The organism is uncultured Limosilactobacillus sp., from assembly GCF_934202705.1.
GTDB lineage: Bacteria > Bacillota > Bacilli > Lactobacillales > Lactobacillaceae > Limosilactobacillus.
The window spans coordinates 79,356-100,159 of record NZ_CAKPYE010000005.1; the positions used below are offsets into that span (position 1 = coordinate 79,356).

17 protein-coding genes are annotated in these 20,804 nt (G+C 38.3%); all 17 read right to left on the reverse strand.

The window, feature by feature from the left end; genetic code table 11:
- Positions 1-12: 12 nt before the first annotated feature.
- The 17 genes from Q0C76_RS04410 to Q0C76_RS04490 all read right to left on the reverse strand — a co-directional run bounded on the left by Q0C76_RS04410 (position 13) and on the right by Q0C76_RS04490 (position 20,804).
- The gene (locus Q0C76_RS04410; RefSeq protein ID WP_295730196.1) at positions 13-663 is read right to left on the reverse strand and encodes a hypothetical protein; all 651 of its coding nucleotides are present in this window, start codon (positions 661-663) and stop codon (positions 13-15) included.
- The gene (locus tag Q0C76_RS04415) at positions 653-1,000 is read right to left on the reverse strand and encodes a DUF5592 family protein (RefSeq protein ID WP_295730198.1); all 348 of its coding nucleotides are present in this window, start codon (positions 998-1,000) and stop codon (positions 653-655) included. Before Q0C76_RS04415 ends, Q0C76_RS04410 begins: the two co-directional genes overlap by 11 nt.
- A 103-nt stretch (positions 1,001-1,103) precedes the next feature.
- Positions 1,104-2,021, reverse strand: coding sequence for a PBECR4 domain-containing protein (locus Q0C76_RS04420; RefSeq protein ID WP_295730200.1), 918 nt, complete (start codon positions 2,019-2,021; stop codon positions 1,104-1,106).
- Positions 2,022-2,170: 149 nt separating this feature from the next.
- Positions 2,171-4,321 (reverse strand): pLS20_p028 family conjugation system transmembrane protein, encoded by a 2,151-nt coding sequence (locus Q0C76_RS04425; RefSeq protein ID WP_295730201.1) that lies wholly within the window; start codon positions 4,319-4,321, stop codon positions 2,171-2,173.
- Positions 4,305-7,355: a VirD4-like conjugal transfer protein, CD1115 family gene (locus tag Q0C76_RS04430; RefSeq protein ID WP_295730203.1), complete on the reverse strand. Its 3,051-nt coding sequence runs from the start codon at positions 7,353-7,355 to the stop codon at positions 4,305-4,307. Before Q0C76_RS04430 ends, Q0C76_RS04425 begins: the two co-directional genes overlap by 17 nt.
- A gap of 119 nt (positions 7,356-7,474) precedes the next feature.
- Positions 7,475-8,479 (reverse strand): hypothetical protein, encoded by a 1,005-nt coding sequence (locus tag Q0C76_RS04435; RefSeq protein ID WP_295730206.1) that lies wholly within the window; start codon positions 8,477-8,479, stop codon positions 7,475-7,477.
- A 172-nt stretch (positions 8,480-8,651) separates the two neighbouring features.
- Complete coding sequence (locus Q0C76_RS04440) at positions 8,652-8,840, reverse strand: LPXTG cell wall anchor domain-containing protein (RefSeq protein WP_295730208.1); 189 nt, start codon at positions 8,838-8,840, stop codon at positions 8,652-8,654.
- A 64-nt stretch (positions 8,841-8,904) separates the two neighbouring features.
- Positions 8,905-11,295 carry a hypothetical protein gene (locus Q0C76_RS04445; RefSeq protein ID WP_295730210.1) on the reverse strand — a complete coding sequence of 797 codons (2,391 nt, stop codon included), beginning with the start codon at positions 11,293-11,295 and terminating at the stop codon, positions 8,905-8,907.
- Positions 11,296-11,609: 314 nt separating this feature from the next.
- Complete coding sequence (locus Q0C76_RS04450; protein WP_295730212.1) at positions 11,610-11,921, reverse strand: hypothetical protein; 312 nt, start codon at positions 11,919-11,921, stop codon at positions 11,610-11,612.
- A 98-nt stretch (positions 11,922-12,019) separates the two neighbouring features.
- Complete coding sequence (locus Q0C76_RS04455; protein WP_295730214.1) at positions 12,020-12,268, reverse strand: hypothetical protein; 249 nt, start codon at positions 12,266-12,268, stop codon at positions 12,020-12,022.
- Positions 12,268-14,145, reverse strand: a complete 1,878-nt coding sequence (locus tag Q0C76_RS04460) for an AAA family ATPase (RefSeq protein ID WP_295730216.1) — start codon at positions 14,143-14,145, stop codon at positions 12,268-12,270. The genes Q0C76_RS04455 and Q0C76_RS04460 overlap by 1 nt, the downstream gene beginning before the upstream one ends.
- A gap of 15 nt (positions 14,146-14,160) precedes the next feature.
- Positions 14,161-14,595, reverse strand: coding sequence for a hypothetical protein (locus tag Q0C76_RS04465; protein WP_295730219.1), 435 nt, complete (start codon positions 14,593-14,595; stop codon positions 14,161-14,163).
- A gap of 17 nt (positions 14,596-14,612) precedes the next feature.
- Complete coding sequence (locus Q0C76_RS04470) at positions 14,613-15,365, reverse strand: hypothetical protein (protein WP_295730221.1); 753 nt, start codon at positions 15,363-15,365, stop codon at positions 14,613-14,615.
- 11 nt (positions 15,366-15,376) lie between these two features.
- Positions 15,377-17,452 (reverse strand): DNA topoisomerase, encoded by a 2,076-nt coding sequence (locus tag Q0C76_RS04475; RefSeq protein WP_295730225.1) that lies wholly within the window; start codon positions 17,450-17,452, stop codon positions 15,377-15,379.
- Between the two features lie 113 nt (positions 17,453-17,565).
- Complete coding sequence (locus Q0C76_RS04480) at positions 17,566-18,408, reverse strand: Fic family protein (RefSeq protein WP_295730228.1); 843 nt, start codon at positions 18,406-18,408, stop codon at positions 17,566-17,568.
- 150 nt (positions 18,409-18,558) lie between these two features.
- Positions 18,559-19,578 (reverse strand): hypothetical protein, encoded by a 1,020-nt coding sequence (locus Q0C76_RS04485; RefSeq protein WP_295730231.1) that lies wholly within the window; start codon positions 19,576-19,578, stop codon positions 18,559-18,561.
- Between the two features lie 38 nt (positions 19,579-19,616).
- A complete protein-coding gene (locus Q0C76_RS04490; RefSeq protein ID WP_295730234.1) occupies positions 19,617-20,804 on the reverse strand; it encodes a toprim domain-containing protein in 1,188 nt (395 codons plus the stop codon).

Sequence of the window (20,804 nt, forward strand, 5' to 3'; positions counted from 1 at the left end):
ATTTAACCTCCTTTATTTAACCCGAGTATTCAAGTTGTTAATTCGTGTTAAGATTTCTTCCTTCTTTTCTAAAGACAGGGTTTCCATCACTAGTGATTTACCACCCCAGGCAATAACTGCTTCTCGTTCATTTCGTAAGTCAATCTTGCGTTTGCCAAAAATGACCAAGATAAATTCTTCTGATACCAGGGCTTTTTCAACGGCTACATTTTGGCGTTGTCGTGAGCTAATATAGCGGAGCTGCGTCTGCAGTTGTTGTCTTCTTCGTGGCTTGGTAGTCCGTTTAAGTTGATCAGCAACCGCTGTATACCGTTGCCCCCAAAATTGTCGTTGATGTGAAGTGTCCACCGGAAAAGGACTGATAATAATCTTCATATCTTCTAACGCTGCCGAGAGAAAATGATGAAAACCTTCAATAATGTTTTGCTGTTCGTTGTAAGACATCGTGCCAACCCCTTGTCCTCGGATACTTAATAAATCTGCATATCCATCGGCTTCTTCTTTCAGCACTAAGAAATGGTCATCATCTTTAGTAATGGCTTTATAAGCCAACAAATCACGCATTTCAGCAAACTTAGCTTCAGAAACACCACGATAATTTTTAAGTTTTTCAATGGGTGAAACCTTTTTCTTTACCCGAGTCTTGGTTCCTCTAATTGCCATTTAGGAGATCCTCCTTTCGCATCTCTGGCACCGACTTGAACTCGTAATATCCGTAGCTTTTATATTCTTTCGGGTGGCGATTCATAATCAGCATCCAAATAATTTCATAATTACGTTTTCCTGGATTAGAGGACGGTCGAAGATCCATATAAATGGTCAGCATTAAACCAAGTCCTAAAAAGATAAATGATTGTTTGGTCTGTTCAGCTGGAAAAATCTGATCCAGCACAAAGGTCAGCCCTAATACAATTGCAAAAACCCCCACATCCTTGAGATACATAAAGGCATTCAGTTTAATTTCTGCATGGATATCTGGTACAACTCCAAAATCGTTCATTTAAATTCACCTCGTTATTCAATAATCAGAAGTCATACTAAATAACCAAGCTAAAGGCGCAATTTTCGCCAAAATAAAAGCACCCTTAATGGGCGCAAATTAGTTATCTATGATGAGAATGTTTGTGATTCAAATTAAACGTTAAATGATTTGGTTGTTCTTGTTTTTCGAGCATATAATCCTTAATCAATTGTTGATTCATGGCTTGTGTTATTTCGACAACTTGCTTGGCCGACTTAACATACTTTTGATTAATTGATAATGTTCCTATACTTAACCCACTCACTTCATTTTTAGTTTCTGAAAGGACAGCCAAGATCTTGTTATTAGGAACTTGGGAGTAATCAGAATAATTTAATTTTGATTTTTTTAAATTAATAAGAGAAAAAGGAGTAGCAATTTTAGGGTTAAAGTACCTTAAAGCCAGCAAAAGTTCTTTGTTATAAGATTTAATCCCTTTTTGGAAATGAAGCCTTTTTGCTTGCTTAACAGAATTAAAATCTTCAAGTTCTGTAGATTTTGCATTTTCAATTTCGTTTAATTTAAATACAATTTTTAGTTTATCCATTGTTGTACCATCATTTTTCACTAAGATGGCATTTTGTTGTAAACGCTCACTACAAATATCCTTTAACATTTCATTTGCACTTTTTCTATCAAAAATAAGTCCAGTTAAATGTGCAAAATTTTCAGTTGCGTATTTCACTTTAAGGGTTTTTATTTCCTGACTAGATGATTTATAAACGTATAGTAAATAACCTTTAGTCAGAATTGACTCATAAAATTTCGCAGCTTTTATTAAACTATCAATATTCTTATTAATAGAGGCTAATTCACTTGAAGAAGCAACATGATAACCGTCTCTATGACGTGGATTTTTATCTAATTTCATGCTAAAATATTTAGTAGAAGGACGAGTAAATTCATGGTTCAGCATTTGCTGTTCGGGTAGCCCGTTGCCCTGTTGATCACTCAACGAATAAGGCGTATTATTATCGTTCTTCTTTTTGTTTTGGTTCATAAACTCAACTCCTAATTTAATTATCTCAAAGCTTCTACGCCGTTATTGGTGTAGGAGCTTTTCTTATTTCTAAAAATAAGCGAATAGCTGAAATTACAAAGAAATGCCAAAAAAGAAAGTACCTAGTAAAACTAGATACTTTCCGTAGTTTATTCATCTTCGAACGATTCGGCATCTGTACCGTGAACATGGCCACTCTGACTCATGTTAAATTGATGATTCTTTAAGTAGTCCCGTGATTGTTTTGAGACCGACGAACCGAAGTGATGGACAGTATCCCCTGCTGATGAGAGCTTTTGCCCTGCCGAGTAGATTCCTTGAGATCCGCTTTGAATGTTTTCTGGTGTTTGTGTTGATGAATGGTCACCATCACTAGAACTATCAAAGTTACCACTCTGATCACCACCCTCATATGAGGTTCCGTTGTTCTCCATTTCAGATCCAACTGGATTATCAGTTTGTGGTTCATCAGGCGCTTGTTCACCCATGGCTTGATCAACTGGATTTTCCGTTGAAGGATTATCAATTTGATCATCATTTAAGGTTGGCATTTCACCATTGCTTTGTTCATTGCCAAGATTTCCAATTCCATGAGCTTCCCCATCGGGGTTAACTGCCTGTTTCTGATTCTGATCATTAACATTTGAGTTACCACCCAGTTGCGATTTAGCATCATTGAATTGATCATTTTTCCCCGGTTGATTTTTATTTTGACTATTATCGTTCTGTTGTGATGAATTATGATTATTGGTTTGATCCTTACTTTTATCTTTATCTAACTGACTATTAATCCCTTTAGTGTTGGACTTGTTATTCGATTGTCCATTATTACTAAGCGCTGATTTGGCTTTGCTGAAGGAATTATTCCGACTAGCACCACTTGTATGCTTCATAATGGCGCCGCCACCTCTAGCCATCCAGCCACCGGCGGCCCCAACCGCACCAGCTAGGCCAACAGCACCAACTCCAGTAGCCATTGCTTGTTGTCCTTCTTGGGTAAAGCCTTGTGATACTCCTGTAATTCGTTCAAAATAATTAATTCCAGCAAATAAACCATAGGCACCGGCAACATAAATGATGATAATGGCGAGTGACTTCGTCCAATTATTCATTCCAGAAAATGGTTTCATCGTCGGAGCCGTTTGGATAAAGACAAAGAAGATTTTGATCACGGCCAGTAAAAGTACTGCCGACATATACAATCCACAGATTGAATTAACTAAATCCCTGAGTTTTTTACTTGACCGAACAGATTGATAAGCCAATAGCGGAGCAATTAGTTCCATACCGGTTAATTCGACGGCATCTTTACCAATTCTGATTGAAGAAGCAATTAATACGGCCGCCAATAATAGCGATTGACCAAATAGACCAATCCAGTTAACTTTATACCGACTGTACGAATAATCATTAAGGGTGCCTAAACCGGCTTCATTATTCTTTTCCACAGTATAACCACCAGAGTCTTCACCAGCAGCACTTTCATCAATTAAGTGATATTTAAGCACTTCAGCCGCCTTTTTATGGGACTTGCCTTCATTTTTATTAGTTAAACCAAGGGCAGTTGCTGTCTTACCCTTATAATCAAAGCATTGCCCCATATCCAGATTAGCGACGTCCTTATCGTTATTGATATGGTTAACTTTGGCATAGTTCAGGTTATTTGGATTATCACTCCAGTTACGTCGCACCTCGTCCGCCACATCAAAGATATTATTCTTGTATGGCTGCGAAGCTAAACTAGTCGTCATGCTTGAACCATATTTACCACCGACCTTAGCATTTCTGATATCACTAACGCCTTGTCGAGCAGCGCCACCGATTGTACTACCAGCGGTCTGCATCAACATAGGTAAGACAGTAATGGTTAGGCAGACAGCAACCACGTTGGGCAGAATTTTGCCCCATTTTATATTGTGTCCTAACGACTGGAGTACCAAAATAATGATCGATAATCCCAACAGCGACCAACCAACAGTTTGTATTACTAAATAAATTGGGTGTAATGGTGAACCACCACTAGCTAGATTCCCTTGCCAACCCAATAGCGAAAACATTCCATTAAACACATCTTCAAAGGAATGATTAATCCGATAGGCAACTTTGACTGCTGGCGTTTCAATCCAACCACCGACCATATGAAAGATCGTGGCTTCGCCATTCAAATAGTCATGCCATTTCATGTAAAAGGCTACTGATGGATCACTACCCGGTAAATTATTACCCGTCTTAATTTGATCAGGAAAGGCTGCTAATAGTGGTAAGTTATGCAGGATAAAATACTTAAGTACTTGCCACATTTACTGTTATCTCCTTTCTAAATTGTTTCTGTAAATTCAATAGGTCTTGTTTAAATTTGCTAAATTGTGGTGTGTCACCACCAAATAAATCAGTTAAACCGGACCAGGAATTATAACGAGTTTGCTTAAAGACATCATGAGTATGTTGGAATAAAGCCTTCCGTTTTTCTACAGGCAAAACACCATTTAAATCTTGATACAATGTCCTGGTAAGCAAGGCAAGATATTCTTGATCATGTAAGTCATTAAAACTAACGACATAATCACTTGGCATATCATCTATGGAATTAATAACCGAGCTGTGATTAATAGGTTGGTTCCCTTCAGTCACTTTCGGCATCTCATCAATGGATTGATTCTCATCAGTAATACTAATGTTGTCATGATTTGAATCATTCAATTCCTGATTAATATCCCCGAGTCGATTGCCAAGTTCCTCATCAGCACTCGTTATTGATTGTCCATCAGTGCTCTGTAGCATTAAATTAACAATCTGGTTATAGGCCCGATCATAATTAATCCGCATACTTTGTAGATCTAAATTACGGTGTGACGATACAATTCCAATATCAGATAAGGTGGTCTGATCATTAAATTCCCTTCGTAAGAAGGTATAACGATATGGCATTTTCGTTTTACCGTGATCAAAAATCGGCATTGCGGAAACTGAGTGTCCCTTCTGATCTTGTCGATATACAGACCTTAAAACTACCATTTCACCACCCATTAACTTCAGTAGATCATTCATACTGAGAATGTCTTGACTTATAAATGAAGTATTGTAGTTAACGTTATGCAGATTGCCATAACGACCATTACTGGTTTGGACTTCTACCGTCCGCTTGCCAATCATATTGGAAATCGTCTTTGCTGTCTTCTCGGACTTGGTGAGAATATACAGTAAGTTAGAACAGTTACTTTGAATGGTTGAAGCCTGTTCTTTGCTGTACTTAATATCAAGTTGCTCTAAGTTTTGGACAACCAGATCAAAACAAATATTTTGTCCCAAGCCAATCTGTACCTTCACATTCATATCGTTGATGGTTGGCATGCCACCAAATTCATCCAAAATAAAATGAATTCTCCGGAAACACTTTCTACCGTTATTCATTGCCATACTGTAATTGGCATTGAAAATCTGATCAACGGCAAACGCCGGTAATTGATTATACGAAGGATTGTTAGGTGGTGTTACTAGGAACAAGGCAACTGGCGCTTCGGAATAGTCCATCACTAATTTACTAAACGTAATTTGACCATTATCCGGTTGTAATTCAACCTTTTTCAAAATTGGTTGATTAGAATATGGGTCCCGTTTGACATGTCCAAACTGGGTTTGATAAACTTTATGACCTTTCACAAGCGCTTCGTAAGTCCGAACCGACGGATCATTCTTACGATAGTTAAAAGTAATTTTTACGGAAAAGTTATCTGGTAGCTTGGTTTCAATCGCATAGTTAACCATTCCCACCTTATCAACCAATTGCGTTCGCTTTTCGAGTCGTTTGCCCGATTGATCCCGAAATTCCAGGACTGCTGTTTTAAAACGAAATTGCTTAGGTAATTTCATCTTGAACACTCGAGGGAAACCTAAGCTCTCAAAATTAACCGAATTCTTAGAAGTTAACTTAGCAATGTTGGTTTGCTGATAAATCTTAATTCCTTCCATCGCACTAGAATAAATATTCCCCGACGTTTCATCACCAGCAAATTTAGATTGAGCAAACGCATCTAACGCCATTTGGCGGAATTGACTGAAATTAACTTCATTCAATTTCTGCATTTGTTCGAAATAGACAATCAATTTATTCTTTCGATCAGCTGGTTCCGTATCATCAGGAACCGGCGTTTCCGGATCTTGCGCAAGATCCTTATCTGTTGGAATAACTTCACCCTCTTTATTCACCAGCACTTGTTTCGAACCAAGTTCCGTCATCATGTGTAAGACGTTATCCATGGTGACTTCTGACCATTTATCATTCCGTTTGGCATAATCAATCACGGCAATAATTAAGGCGTTTAACAGATTAATAGAACTGTTTTGCCAAAACTTATCCTTAGCATTGGGATCCACATAGATACTAGAAGAAAGGGTATTAACTTCTTGTTGTACCTCATCAAAGTAACCATCTTTCGCATAGTCAATAATTTTTTGTAACGGGTTATAAGACATTGAAAAATCGGTATTTTGAATATTCAAAACTTCGACTTTATACCCCCGTTTACGCAAAATGTTATAAGCCATTTGATACAACTCACCTTTAGGATCATTAAGCACCATTGATGCTTTCTTAGCAGCCCGGGAAAGAATATCGACTAACGGCATTACTAGGGTTTCACCCTTCCCGGAACGGGTAATCCCGACAATCAGAGAATTTACCGCCTGCTGGTCAATTGCATAGAATCCTTTCGCATATTCACGAAATGGAATGACCCCTGCTAAACTTGGGACTTTTGAGATCCATTGCAATGTCCAGGGGCAAACACAATACTTTAACCATTTAGCAGGATGATGCTTAATTAACGCACTATCCGTCATGGCGGCATGTGATACCGGAATTCCACCATACCCAGGAAAAGTAAAACCTCGATCCGGAATCTGTGGGTATTGCTTTTGAATTTCTTTTTCGGTGGTTAAACGATCATTCCCATATTGATTGTGAGAATTGGGTTTCCATTTCCGTCGACTTTTATGTACAAGCGGTAACATCATTCCGGCTAAGATAGCCTCAATGACAAGGAACCAGAGTGGTTTTGTTTGTAAAATGGAATAATCCCCTAAATGTCGAAACGACCACCCAGCAAAGACACCATTAAATAAACCAGGTGGAATATTACTTCCCAAAATTGCATACGATTCTGGTGAATGAAAGAAAGCATACGTCGCTAATAAACCACTAGCTAACCAACAAGCAATGTAGCTCATCATTACCGCCCAAAACAGCCAAACAATCGCTAGAAAAACTGGATTTCCACCCAAATGATGATGAATTCCATCTTTCCGGCGACGTTCACGATCATAATTTAGCGCCAAAAGACCACCCTCTCATAATTAGTCGAATTTAACGGTAATCGGTTGACGTTTTTTAACAATCTTCGCCAAAAAATCCCTAACCAAATTTGATTAGGGATTCATAACGTTGATTGGTTGATTTAATGGAACACAGTACTAATCCAATTTCCTAAATTCATTAAGGCCAAAATTAAGAAATTATGCTTGTGCATGCCAGTTTGCGGTAAGGTCTGATTTGCGCCATTTTGCCCTTGACCAGTAGTGTTATTACCATTAGCTGCTGGGCTTTGACCATTATCAGACGAAGAACCACTTGATGAACTACTCGATGCAGGTGCTGAACTAGCAGAACTGCTATTGGCTGCAGACGGTTGCGTATTACTATTGCCGTTTGTACTCCCATTGCCATGATCATTCTGATCTGATGCTGATGATGTTGAACTCGTACTATTGGCCGAGGAAACAGCGGTGTCGGAATCAGAATTATCTGAGCTGGAATCAGCATTGGTAGTATTACTATCGTTAGTCGATGCATCATCATTAGATGAAGAATCTCTCTTACTACTAGTAGAATTTGAACTTTCATTTGAACTACTGTCAGAAGAATCGTTATCTCCATCACTTTGATTAGTAGTGGAAGTTGATGAAGTACTGCCGTTACTGGTTGTCGTAGTGGTAGTGGTGGTTGTCGTACCATCTTTATCTGTGACCGTGGTAGTAGCGGTTACGGTTTTTCCAGACTTACCAGCTACTTGATCATCATCGACTTTGGAAACGAAGACGTTCCATACTTTTTGGCCAGATTTAGTAGTTGTGTAATGTAAGTCTGAATCGTCAGTAACGCTCGATAAATCGTACGTAAACTTATCCGTCCGCTTGTACCCAGAAGGTAATTTAAGCTTGGTATTGTCTGCAAAAGTTTTACCATTGGAGTCCAGCACTAATGATTGAGTGCCAACGACTTTGCCTGTATCTTTATCAACAAAATGTAAAACTTGGGTATGTTTAACTTGTAAACTAACGTCCGAATCAGCTGTGGAATCTGCCAACACTGTTGAGGCTGTTAGCGTACCCACGCTTAGTAAGCTCACGGTTAATAAAGCAGTGGCCCAATAGCGTCCTTTCGTCTTATTCTGTTTTTCCATTTATAATCCCTTCTTTTCAATCCATGGATGAAAACATTCACCAGGTAGAATCAAGCCAAATTTTCCACCCTTATTTGTAGTTATAATAACTTTGATGTTTGTGCCAATATTCGCCAACAAAAAAGACCTGGTACCAAATTGGCACCAGGTCATCATTTACTAAACTTTGGTTTTAGTAATAGTCATCTACATTATTGTTCTTGCGTCGTCGCCAATATAAGAAACCACCCAGTAGAATTACTAAAACAATTCCGACAAGATCCGCATTATCCCAGTGAAATTGTGAACCTAAAATATTGAATGTGTGACTATTTTCAAACAACCACCGTTGTACCGGATTATTAATAAACCAATTAAGCATAATTTAAACTCCTTTCATATCCTTTCTTTATAAATAAATTCACGTTCAATAACATTTTCGCCACTTATTTATTAGCGTCAGCTACCTTGTTAGCTAAATCATCATTATGGGCATTCTTTAATAAGTTTTCTGCCTGCGTTGATCGATAACGATCATTCATTTTTAAATTGTCACCCATGGCACTGACGGCTGCATTAGCAGCGTCCGCATTATTATCAATGATGGCTTTATCTAGTTGATAATACGTTTCTGTTTGCAATTTGTTTAACGCATTACTATCGTTAGCATGTAAAGCGGTTAGTGCCTTCTTATCAACTTCAGCCTGACTTGGTTGAGGAGTGGCCTTTGCAGCCTTTGCTTCCGCAACTCGCCGATTCATTGTGTTGGTAAGACTAGCAATCCGTGCATTATTCACATTTTGCTGATGGATAAATAACCCGGTTCCACCAGCGATAAGTAAGACTAGCACGGTAATTCCACCAATCATGGTCCGCTTAGCACCCTTCATAAGCGTCTTTAACTGTGGTGACTCTTGCTGTTTGTTTTCGGGCTTTTGATTAGCTAATTGTTGGGTAATCATCAATTGAACCATTCTGTTCAAATTATCAGATGAGGTCTTATTGCTATTCGACATTTGTTGGTTAATCAACTCCTTATTCAAGGCCGAGTAATCTTTGCGGGCGGCATCTAACTTATGATTCAAATTTTTAACTTCAGTATGGCGGTCAACCGATTCCTTTTGGTAATTATCTCGTTCTGTAGTTACCTTGGATAACTGAGCTTTCAAGTCGCTAATGGTTTGATTAGCTTCCCGAATTTCTTGATAAGGAGCATCAACCCTTTTGCTTTCAGTTTCCGCTCTCTTAGCCGCAGTTACTGTTTGTTGTGCGTTCATATCTTCGGCAGTCACTTTAGTTCGCACCTTACTTAGTTGATGATCATAATGTTCCATGGCTTTCTGTAATGCCTGTTGACCATTGATTCTTAACTGAGCGGCATCCTCACGAGCTTTAATTTCATATTTTCGATCCTGTTGCTTCTGTAACTTAGCCTGTTCTTGTTCATTTTGCTTAAGTAATTTTTCAGAGTCCTTAGTAAATTGATCAGTGGCTAATTTATCATATTTAGCAGTTAAACGTTTTTCTAAATCTGCCCGATTGGCTTTGGCGTCCTCATGAATTTGTTCTTGTTGTTTTTCATAAGCACGTTGGGCTTCTTTCAATTCTAGCTGTTCTTGATCATCAATTTTAGTATTTTCTTTCTTACTTTCATCTTCTTTTTTAGCATAGAGTTTATGGAAAATGTCATCATGCAAATTATCTAAATCATTTTTGTGAGCTTCCTTGAATTGAGCAATGGTTTCAGCGGCCGCTTTACGATAACTTTCTCGTTGCTTAACAATTGCTTTTTCATTAGAATCATTAATTTTCTTTTCAAGATTCTTAAGATAAGCATTGTAGGTCTTTTTCTGCTGATTTAATTGATAATCGACATAGCCCGGTTGCCCTGGGTTAACGGGATCAAGTACTTTAACCGCAAATTGCGGTGCTTCAACATATCCCTTTTGTCGAGCTTCAGCCGTCTCATCATTGACTTCATCATTAATCGTTCGCTTGTTGGCCCTTTTTTCACGACTAGGGATTACTAGATCGGTATCATTTTTGTCAATATTATCTTCACTTAAATTCTGAACAGCTTTATCTTTTGCCGATTCAGCATTATCCTTTGGTACTTGAGATTGAGGCGATTGGCTTGCCACTGATTTTTCGTCTGGATTAATAAAGGTATTACTTTCCGGGTCATAAACTGTGGTAGTATCCGCTGGTGTTTCCCCAACATCATCTTCATCCTGAACGTCAGCATATGCTGGAATCGTTAAATTAACTGCACCCCGGCTAGTTTCGGCTTCGGTTGGGATATGCGCCACTTGGTCTTCACCAACTCCCAGCGAATTCATATAGGCCTCTTTAAGGCTTTCGGCAATTTGCTTTTTTTCATCATAGGGTACGTCATCATTATTTGGATCGTTAAAGATACTTTCAAAAAGAACCTTAGTTAGATTTTCAAAATCATAGGATACTTTAAAATTCGGTAAGGTAATCCATTCATGAGGATTCCCAGAACCACTACCCGGTTTACCTGGTTTAGGCTTTTGATTTTTATCAAATTCCCAAATAGCCATGTATTTAAAGGGAATTGGTGAAGATTCATTAGCAGATAACGTTCTTAACTCGTTTAGAAAATCTTCTGCATTCTTAAACGTGGCAAACGGTAAGGTTTGTTTTAGTGGCTTTTCCCCATCTGCATTTTCTGAAGCCGAGAGATCATCAATAATTTCCTTAACTGCATCATTATTCTTTGGTAAGTAATCTTCCGCCAAAACCATAAATACAGTATATTTATCGTCTAACATGGTGCGCTTATTCTTTTTTCGCAATGACTTAAATAAACCCATACTTTTTACTCCTTTAGAAATAGTTATTTAATTCGTTTCCTAATTTAAATACCTGCCATTAAACCGCAACTTTCGCCAAAAATAGCTAGTACTTGATAGTCTAATCTAAATATGTTAGTGTGTGATTGGATAAGCGATAGTATCCTTACGAGGACTATTACGGGGACTTTTCATTCTGGTTAGAATGGAAAGTCCTTTTTTAGTGCCAAAAATAATAAAAAATCCTTCTTGGCTGTCGATAAGTTAAGTTAAAAATTCATAACTAAATAAATTTGAAACTTTCCAAGAAGGATTCCTATTTCTAAAAGAGTTAACTAGCTAAAGTTTTGTTCACCATAGCCCTGTAGCCATGAGGTAAAGAACCAAGCGCCGACACAAACAACAATCCCAATTGCTGCCCGTCCCCAACGTTTCTTAGCTGCCCGAGCTGATTCATCACCACCGACACCATACAGACCGGCACCCCACATAATGGAAGCACCCATTGCCACAAGTACAGCAATTTTGAGGTCATTCGCTACCGTTCGAATGGTGTTAGCGGTTGATTGTCCAACATCAGCATCCAAATACATATATTGAACCACCGATTGATACTTGGCCCACAGATTCAACACTGGTTGCATCATTGGTATAAGCCTCCCTTAATTTGAATTCGATCACAAACTGATCAGAATTCAGATTAATGAAAAACCACCAAGGGTTAAGTTTCGCCACTTTTTGTCGATTAATTTGCGTGATCTACCGGAACTCGATTTCTAACCTGTTGATACCAGCGATTAAAGTCTTCCACCGAATGGATCCCATAATCTTTCATCAACTTTTTACCAATTAGATCAATGAGCTCTTGTCGCTCTAAGGCTTGATAATCTCGAATGTTTTTCCGAATGGTTTTAAGTTGCGCTTCTAGCTTTTCCTTTTGTTTTTCAGCAGCTTGTCGCTTTTTAGTCGTTTTTATAATGGCATTTGTTGTCATTAACTTACCTTCTCTCCATCTTTATCATCTATAACTTGACTATCAGGAATCTGTCGAAATAGAACTTTTCGTCCATTTACCTTATGTCTTTGTAATGCTGTTCGATCATAATCAGCCCGTTGATCAAGCACTGAGGTTGCAATCGTGTGGTAACGATTGTCCGGCTGACTTTCCAGTTGTAATAACATCATGGATAGCGGTGCCGTAACATCCCTTTCAATGACTCGTTCAAGTGGCCGAGCCCCATTGGCAACGTCAGTTCCCACATCAGCCAAGTAGTTCACTAGATCATCTTCATAATGCAATCTAAATCCCCGAATTGCTAAACGATGATTGAGAATCTTTAAATCATGTACCGTAATTTGTTTAATAATCGATCTTGTTAAAACATTGAAAACAATTTTATGTTCAATTCGGTTGACAAATTCGGGACGGAAAATATTAGTTAATTCCAAACTAACTTCTTTCCGAAATGACTCTTCTCGTCGATCTCTTTGTCGAGGAGTTTCGTGAGATTGTGCCACTTCGTCCACCGCTAGCTTGTATGACTGTTTATCAGCAACTAATTCAGCTCCTAAGTTAGTGGTCATAATAATAATGCAGTTACGAAAGTTAGTCCGCCGCCCACGGGAATCACGCAACTCCCCATTATCTAGAACTTGCAGCAGCCGATCATGAATACCCGTACTAGCTTTCTCAATTTCATCAAATAGCAAAATACAGTATGGTTTCCGCTTAATTTGATCTGTCACCATATATTGAAAACGATCCAATGAATCACGCTCCGAAAATTCCGACATATCAAACCGCACCATGGCTTCCTCAGAATCAAACATGGCTTTTGCTAAAGCCCGAGCCAATGCCGTCTTACCAACCCCAGTAGTGCCTAAAAATAAAAATGAACATAACGGTTTATTGGGGGCCTGTAATCCGGCTTTAGCAATCGTGACTGCATTGGCCACTTGCTTAATAGCCTCTCGTTGCCCCTTCACATCCTGGGATAACCGTTCAGCTAAATTGCGTAAACGTAAACTATCATTTTTCAAAATGTTAGTAACTGGAATTCCACGCATAATCTGTAAAACCATGGCAATATCCTTGAGATCAATTTTAGTTTGTCCATGGCGATTGGCAATTTCTCCCGCTTGATCAATTAAATCTAAGGCCTTGTCAGGAAGAAAGCGATCAGCAATGTATCGAGTTGATAAATCAACACTACCAACAATTGCTTGTTGAGTATAGTGAACTTGATGATACTTTTCGTACATCGTTTTCGTGCCGTCCACAATATGAATAGCCGTATTACGATCTGGTTCTTCCACAATTAGATCTTGAAAACGTCGTTGTAGAGCGGGATCTTTGGCAATGAATTTATTGTATTCGTCCTGCGTAGTGGAACCAATTAATTGAATCTCTCCCCGGGCCATGGCTGGTTTTAAAACATCACCTAGATCCATTGCTCCACCAGTTTGGTCCGCCCCCATAATGGTATGGATTTCATCAATAAACAAAATATTTTGCCCTTTGGTTTTACGAAACTCATCAATGATTTTTAACATCTTTTGCACTGTATCTCGCTGGCCTAATGCCGCAATTTGCATGACTCGAATGTGTTTACCATTCAGTTTTTTTCCAGCTTCATTTAAGGCAATTTGGCGAGCTAAACCTTCCACAATTGCAGTTTTTCCAACTCCGGCTTCTCCCAGAAGGATTGGGTTATTTTTAGTTAAACGACCTAGATAATCAATAATTTTACTAATTTCCCGATCCCGAGCGTATGCTTGATAACGATCCGGATTCCGTTTAGCAGCTAATGTTAAATCATCTGTGTACTGGTCAATCATTGGAGTATTACTAATTGTCTGTTCTAAGCTCATTTTGTAACCACCTCCCTAAACCTGTGTGAGCAAAATCGCTTCGATTAGATTATCAGTTGTGACAAATTCTAAGTCAGCGTCATCCAGTTTATATTGATAGGACTTAATCTGACCGCCCTGAAACACCACCGTAAAGTGCCGCATAATAAAGGGATTTTCAACAATCCATTTATCTTCTTTAATCTGTTCAGCGACAAACCAATATTGGCTATCCAAGTTTTGCGAACTTAACGCTTCTCGTAATTGATAGATTCGTAACTGTGTTAAATCCGAGACATGAGCATTAAAATAACCAATTGCTAGTCGTTGACTGCTGTTCAATTCTTTTAAAAAGGAACGATGACTCCACCTTTTGGCCGATTGCCGACTTAACTGATTAATGTTTTTAACCACCACTGCTGGTGAATAACCCTTGCTTTTTAGTGATTTCAGCGTTTCATAATTATTCATTTGCAATCCTCCCCTGGTTAGATATCAAGATGAGGAATATTAGTAGTGGCGTCTTCGTCATGATCACTCGCTTCGGTACTAGTTTCATCCTTTTCAAATTTTGAGAAACCTTTAGCAATATCATCAGCATCACCCATTTGAACAGCATCATCCTCCGGTGTTTTTTTCTTTGGTACCCGTTTCCGCATATCAAAGTCATCATAGTTTTGATACTGAGAACCAGCCTGATATTGATCAGCCTTAACCGTTTGATCAAGATCGGCAGCTGCGTCGTAATCATTGGCAAAATCATCTACTCCCTTATCGTTGTCATTATCAGTGTCAAATTGCCGAATTGGCGGTTGGGGTTTCGCTACATAATCTTCATGATGTTTGATACTTTGCTGTTGATTTTGTAATTGCTGTTTAGTTCGCTCAAAGCTTTCAGAAGCCTTTTGCCCTGCTTGTCGTTTATCGGTTTTCTCCTTTACACCAGATGGAAAGTCTTGATTGAGTTGATCATGTGGATTAGACTGACTGTTCTCCAGTTTTCGGGCGGAAGAAAGTCGAAAAACCATAATATTTAATTGCGGTACTAAGTCCTCCCACAACAGTAATTCCCATCTAGAGCCAGGTTGTGGTTGCGTATCTAATACAAAATTATTCAAGTATTGGTCATCTGACAATAGAATATTTAGCATTCCACCACTTGTTTTAAACCGCATGACGGTTAAATTATCATAATGAGTTAATCCATATTGATTAGTGAATTCTCCTGTTAATTTAAGCATATTCATTCTCCTTACTTATCTTGATTAAAATCAGCAATAAAGCCGAAGTAACTTTTACCATGAAATTTAGCATTGCCTAATTTCCCACTCACAATCTTTGGTTTTCCTTTAATCGTGTACGTGAAACTAATCGTCTCTCCATTAGCTAACTGATTGAGTTCTTCAGGTGTAAAACGATGTGATCCCCAGACCTTTTTAATCCGTTTATGTTCACCATTGAATGTAATATCTTGATAATCATTATCTGAAAAACTAGCATTTTGCTGTTTTCGTTTTTCAAATTTTCCAGCCAATAAGTCGACATTCTTTTCAATAATCGGGTTATCATGATCGATGACTTGATTAACGGTTGCTAATACTTTATCTGGTTCTTTTTCAAACTTGCCAATCTGATCCATTCCGTCAAATAGCTGCACCGTAATATGCGGATTTGCAATAAAAGTATTTTGACTTAATAAAGCGGCCATTAGGCCTTGATCAGTTAATGATAAAATACCCCGTTCATCATTAAACATATGAGCTTTGCCCTGTGGAAGTGTTAATTCAGACATTGTTGACTGCTGTGTTGCCGCTGTGCCAATCCCATTCTTACCATACTTGGAAAGTCGCTTGTAAAGCCATTCCTTGGTTGGTTTACTTGGCTTGGGATTCACCCCTTCATCAATGATTACTTTGGCTTCTTGTCCAATTGGCTTTTGTTGCTGCGGTAAGTTACCTAAATTAAAAATTAACTTGTAGTTATAGTTGACGGGTACGTTAAAATGGGTCACAAATTCAGGGTGTTCTGCAATCTGGGCTTCGATGGCTTCATATTCGTAATCATTACCAAAAATTGCCAGGGTACTTTTCGCTACTAACCTATAAATATCCACGGCACAATCACCGTCATTTGCATTTTTAACTACGTTTCTAATTTCGTCTAAGTCTCTTGGAACTCGTTTTCCAAATCGGTTAGCTCCATGTGTTGCTTTCCCTTTCACAATTGATGGACGTGGTTCCCAATGTTGTAGTAGTTGAGGGTCAACCCCAACTACTTTTGCGACCTTAATCGCATTCTGGACCAGGGTTGCAAACTGATCAGAAGTAATATATTTATCTTCCGTCCGGGGATAGGAAACATAGTGTTCCTGATAAAGTTGTTGGTAGACATCCTGAATCGTTTTTGAAGGATACCCTTGTTTCGATAGAATGGCATCGAGTTTTGACAAATCTAGCAGTGTTTTTGGTGATTGATGTTTTGTCGTACGCTTTACCCCGGAAACATGTCCAGGATTAGTAAATTGATAGGCTTCTTTAACGGCACTTGCTTTATCAGCGTGGCGCAGTTTTTTTAATTCGTCTTCATTTTTAGGTGTCTTTCGAGCATAAAGATGCCCCTGATCATCCTGGTACTTAACTTCATAATATGGTTTCTTAACATAGTTTTGAATCTCTTGTAATCGTTGATAGACAAAAGCCACCATCGTCGACTTTAATCGGCCTAACCTAACTGAATTGCGAACATAATACCCACCATTTCTTGCATATGAAGTGGCCAATCTGGTTAACGGCATTGAAAGATAATCCCATTTAGTTCGAGTAGATGATTTAAGATAATCACCATCTTGTTCTGGATTAGACACATCTTTCAGATTACTCAATGCCTTACGAATCGAATCTGCTTCTTCATCATCATGGTATTCACGATAAACCGGGCCATTCCATCGAATAGCTATAATAATTTCCCATGCAATTAACTCCCCTTCTCCAGAAGGGTCATCATCGGTAGCAATTACAATTGCTTTAGCATTTTTACTTGCATCACGAATTTGTTTTAACAGTTTCCTTGCTTGATCATTTTTTGGACGTTTTCGCCAAGCAAAGTCAGAAATATTCCATGGAATATACTTGGGATCCCATGATTTATAACGTTCCCTCAACTGTTCCGGAACTTGATATTCGGGATCCTCTAATTTTAAAAGGTGTCCTTGCGCATGAACTAATTTATAGGAATGACCATTGAACATTCCTTGAGAGCCCCCAAGAGCCTTTTTAAAATTTTCAAAAGCATCTTTCTTTTCATTGAGAATTAAATAATCATAGCTCATTTGTTCCAGCCTTCCTTGTTATTGTTTTCTTGTAAAACAGTAATAATCTCGAATAACAAGGCAAATTTCGCCAAAATAAAAACACATAGCAGATTGCCATGTGCTTCTTTGGTTTATCTTTCATGTGGCTTGGGTTTAAACAGTAAAGTTTGTTTTCTAGCGTCTTCAATATTTTTCTCGTTTTGCTTAAGTATCCCTAGCCTGTTATTAAGCGTCTTTTTTACATAATTTGCCACTAACCTTTCAAAGGGCAGTAAATCTCCAGTATCTTGAGCGTGTGATAAGGCTTGCATATATTCTTGCCGAGACGTTTTATCTGGTTGAATATTAATTACCGGATATCCTGCTTCCGTTAAAGCAAAATTCATTAACAAGCGAGAAGTACGACCATTACCATCAATAAAAGGATGAATTGAAACAAAGCGATAATGTAAATCAGCTGCATACTTAACTGGATGTTCATTAATAGCTGCATCATTGGCCCATTTAACTAACTTATCCATTTCAAATGGAATATCTAGTGGCGCTGTGTAGTGTCGATCTTCCCTTCCATATGGCCATACTTCAATGGCCCGATAGGCACCTGCCTCACTTTTTTCATTTGTGTTTTTGAGCATAACCAGTCGATTTAAATCTCGAATAGTGGTAATAGTTAAGGGTTGTTTTTCGCTTACCAGATTCATCATATAATCATAGGCTTGGTTTAGATCGACCGCAGCCATTGCGTCTTTTAGCGGAACATTGTGAATGGTCATACCGGTATCCAGGATAGATGCTGTCTCATATCTATTTAAAGAACTACCCTCAATAGCGTTTGATGACCACACATGTTCAATTCGAATATTCCGTTCTAATTGTTTGGTTTGCGTTTTTGAAAGAGGTCGAAATGTGTTCATCTCATCTCTTAAGGTAGTTAGTTCATCAAGAGTTTCATTAAGAACTTTATCATTACTCATTATTTCACCTTCTTTAGGATAAACTTTATACTAATTTTCAATTATAAACTTACATTCTATTTCTGGTAAAGACTATTGAATAAACATTCCACTTTACCATTTTGAGTTGCCAAGATATCGTTTTACTCTTTATGTTTGTTATCCAGCTGATCAAGCTTCAGCTACATGAAATTCCGGAAAATTGACGTCTAGCGTATTATCGTGAGGCAAACCATCAATTTTAATAAACTGGGTTCCGGATTGATTACATAAATTATAAAACGCTGTATAAAATTGTGTCATCGAATCTGCTGATTCTAACATTTCACCAAACTCTTCATCAATCATTCCGCGGTTACGCAAAACTCGAATTATCTCTTGCCATTGTGCGACATGATTAAATCGTGAAATGGTTGAATTAATTCGAGGTTGCTGGTTATACACCATTAATTGATTTGCTAACCACCCATCACTTGGTACATAAAAAGCAGTAAGCCTTGGCCATCGACCAATCACAATGCTTTGACTACCAAATTCATTATAAGACTTATCATTATCCAGCAATACATAGTTATAATTTTTAACTGGCGCTATGACATCTTTAACAGCGGCTTGATAAAGCTGATTGTCATATGTAATCAAGTCTCTATAAAAATTCTGACCGGATTCGTTAATTTTTAAATCATTAGGCTTTACCGAAGGATCCAGTGCGATCGGCATCGATAAATGTCGCTTAAACTGATATTCATGATCATCATGAGCAATCGATAATTTCCATTGTTCAGTGATATCTAATTGAGCACGACCAGCTAATTGTGGATAATAAAACCCAACGCCATAATAATGCTTGCGTTGATAAATTCCCACTGGTACCAGATAACTGCGATTATAAAATGGCCGGCCCAAAGGGATCGCATCCAGCACTACAGTTTGAATATCTTCATTATGAATCTTATCCCATAACTTCATGGTAATTGATAAGGTTCCCTGCTGAGGTTTGCCGGTTTCCACTAAATAATTTAACGGCAAATATGCTCCATTTTCATCAAACACCCATTGATCACTTCGTGTCCGAAATAATGACGGCATATAAAAGAACACGTTATTACCGACACCCATAGTCGTTCGACAATACTTACTAATAGCTGTTATCGTGTTCTCAATCGTTGATTTTATCGTTAAATTTTCCATTTAAAAGCTCCTGTAAAAAAATAATTAGACTAAGTAAACTATCGACTTAAAGCAGGGCTACGCTTTTCTATCCGGGGTGGTTGAGTAACAAATTTCTGAGGTGATGCTGTTTGAACTTTTGTCTTGGCTTTACTATTGCCCAACTCGCCACCGTAATATTCATTAACAATCCGCTTAAACCAAGTCTCACCCTTTTCTTGCCGTTTTCGATTTGTAATTTGGTTAATATCTTCAACATATAACTTACGATCTTGATTTTTTAGGGCGTCATTCCAATCCTTATATTTACTAACTGGTTGATCAAAAAGAACTTTCATTTGATCCCAACCAATTCCTTGGTCACCAACCCCAGCTGGCTTTAAAAGATCCTTAGCTCTCAACATTCCCTTAAAACCGGCGTCATCAGTATCCATGGCCAAATGAACTTCGTTAGGAATACCATATTTACTAATAAAGTTTTGAATAGTCTTAACTTTAGTACCCGCACCATTTAGAGAAAGAAAATCACATTTGCCTGATAAATTGGGGTGTAAATTGTAGAAGGATAACGCATCAATGGGACTCTCAAAAACATAGAGTTTTTTAGTATTACCAGCATTGTTTACCGAAAAGTGAAAGCCAAAATCACGAGGTGATCCTTTAGCAATCATTTTCCGTGTTCCTCGTTTACCAAATTTTTGGTGGTCAACTGTCGTACCCTGGACATCGCCGCCAATTTCTTTCATTTTTTGGTCACGCCATACAAAGAAAAGATCACCATTTCGCAACTCCCGAACAATTTTCATCTGAAAGAGGGCATCAACTAATTTTGGATTCAGTTTACGGACGTTAGTCAAATACTTTTTGGCTTTTCCAGTGTCATAACCAGGTCGCCACCGATTCCGATCATACGGCGCAATGGTTACCCGGTGGATTGGCGCTTTGGCTAATTCCGGACGCAACTTGGTTAATGTTTTGTATGCTTCATGGCGATCCATACCATTACCATCTGGCCCATAGACTCGTAGAAAATTATATAAATCACCACCCTCCCCCTGTGAATTCCAATAAAAAGTCTCATAAGGTTTGTGCGGAGTAATTCGAGTGTCAACCACTAAAGAGTCATGATCTCTCAGACGTAGGTAATGGCCATCTTGAGTGTACGGAATGCCGCTTATATCAAGGTACTTCTGAATCGATTGACGAAAGATCTTCCCATCTTGATTATTACTTTTTACCTCAGTCAT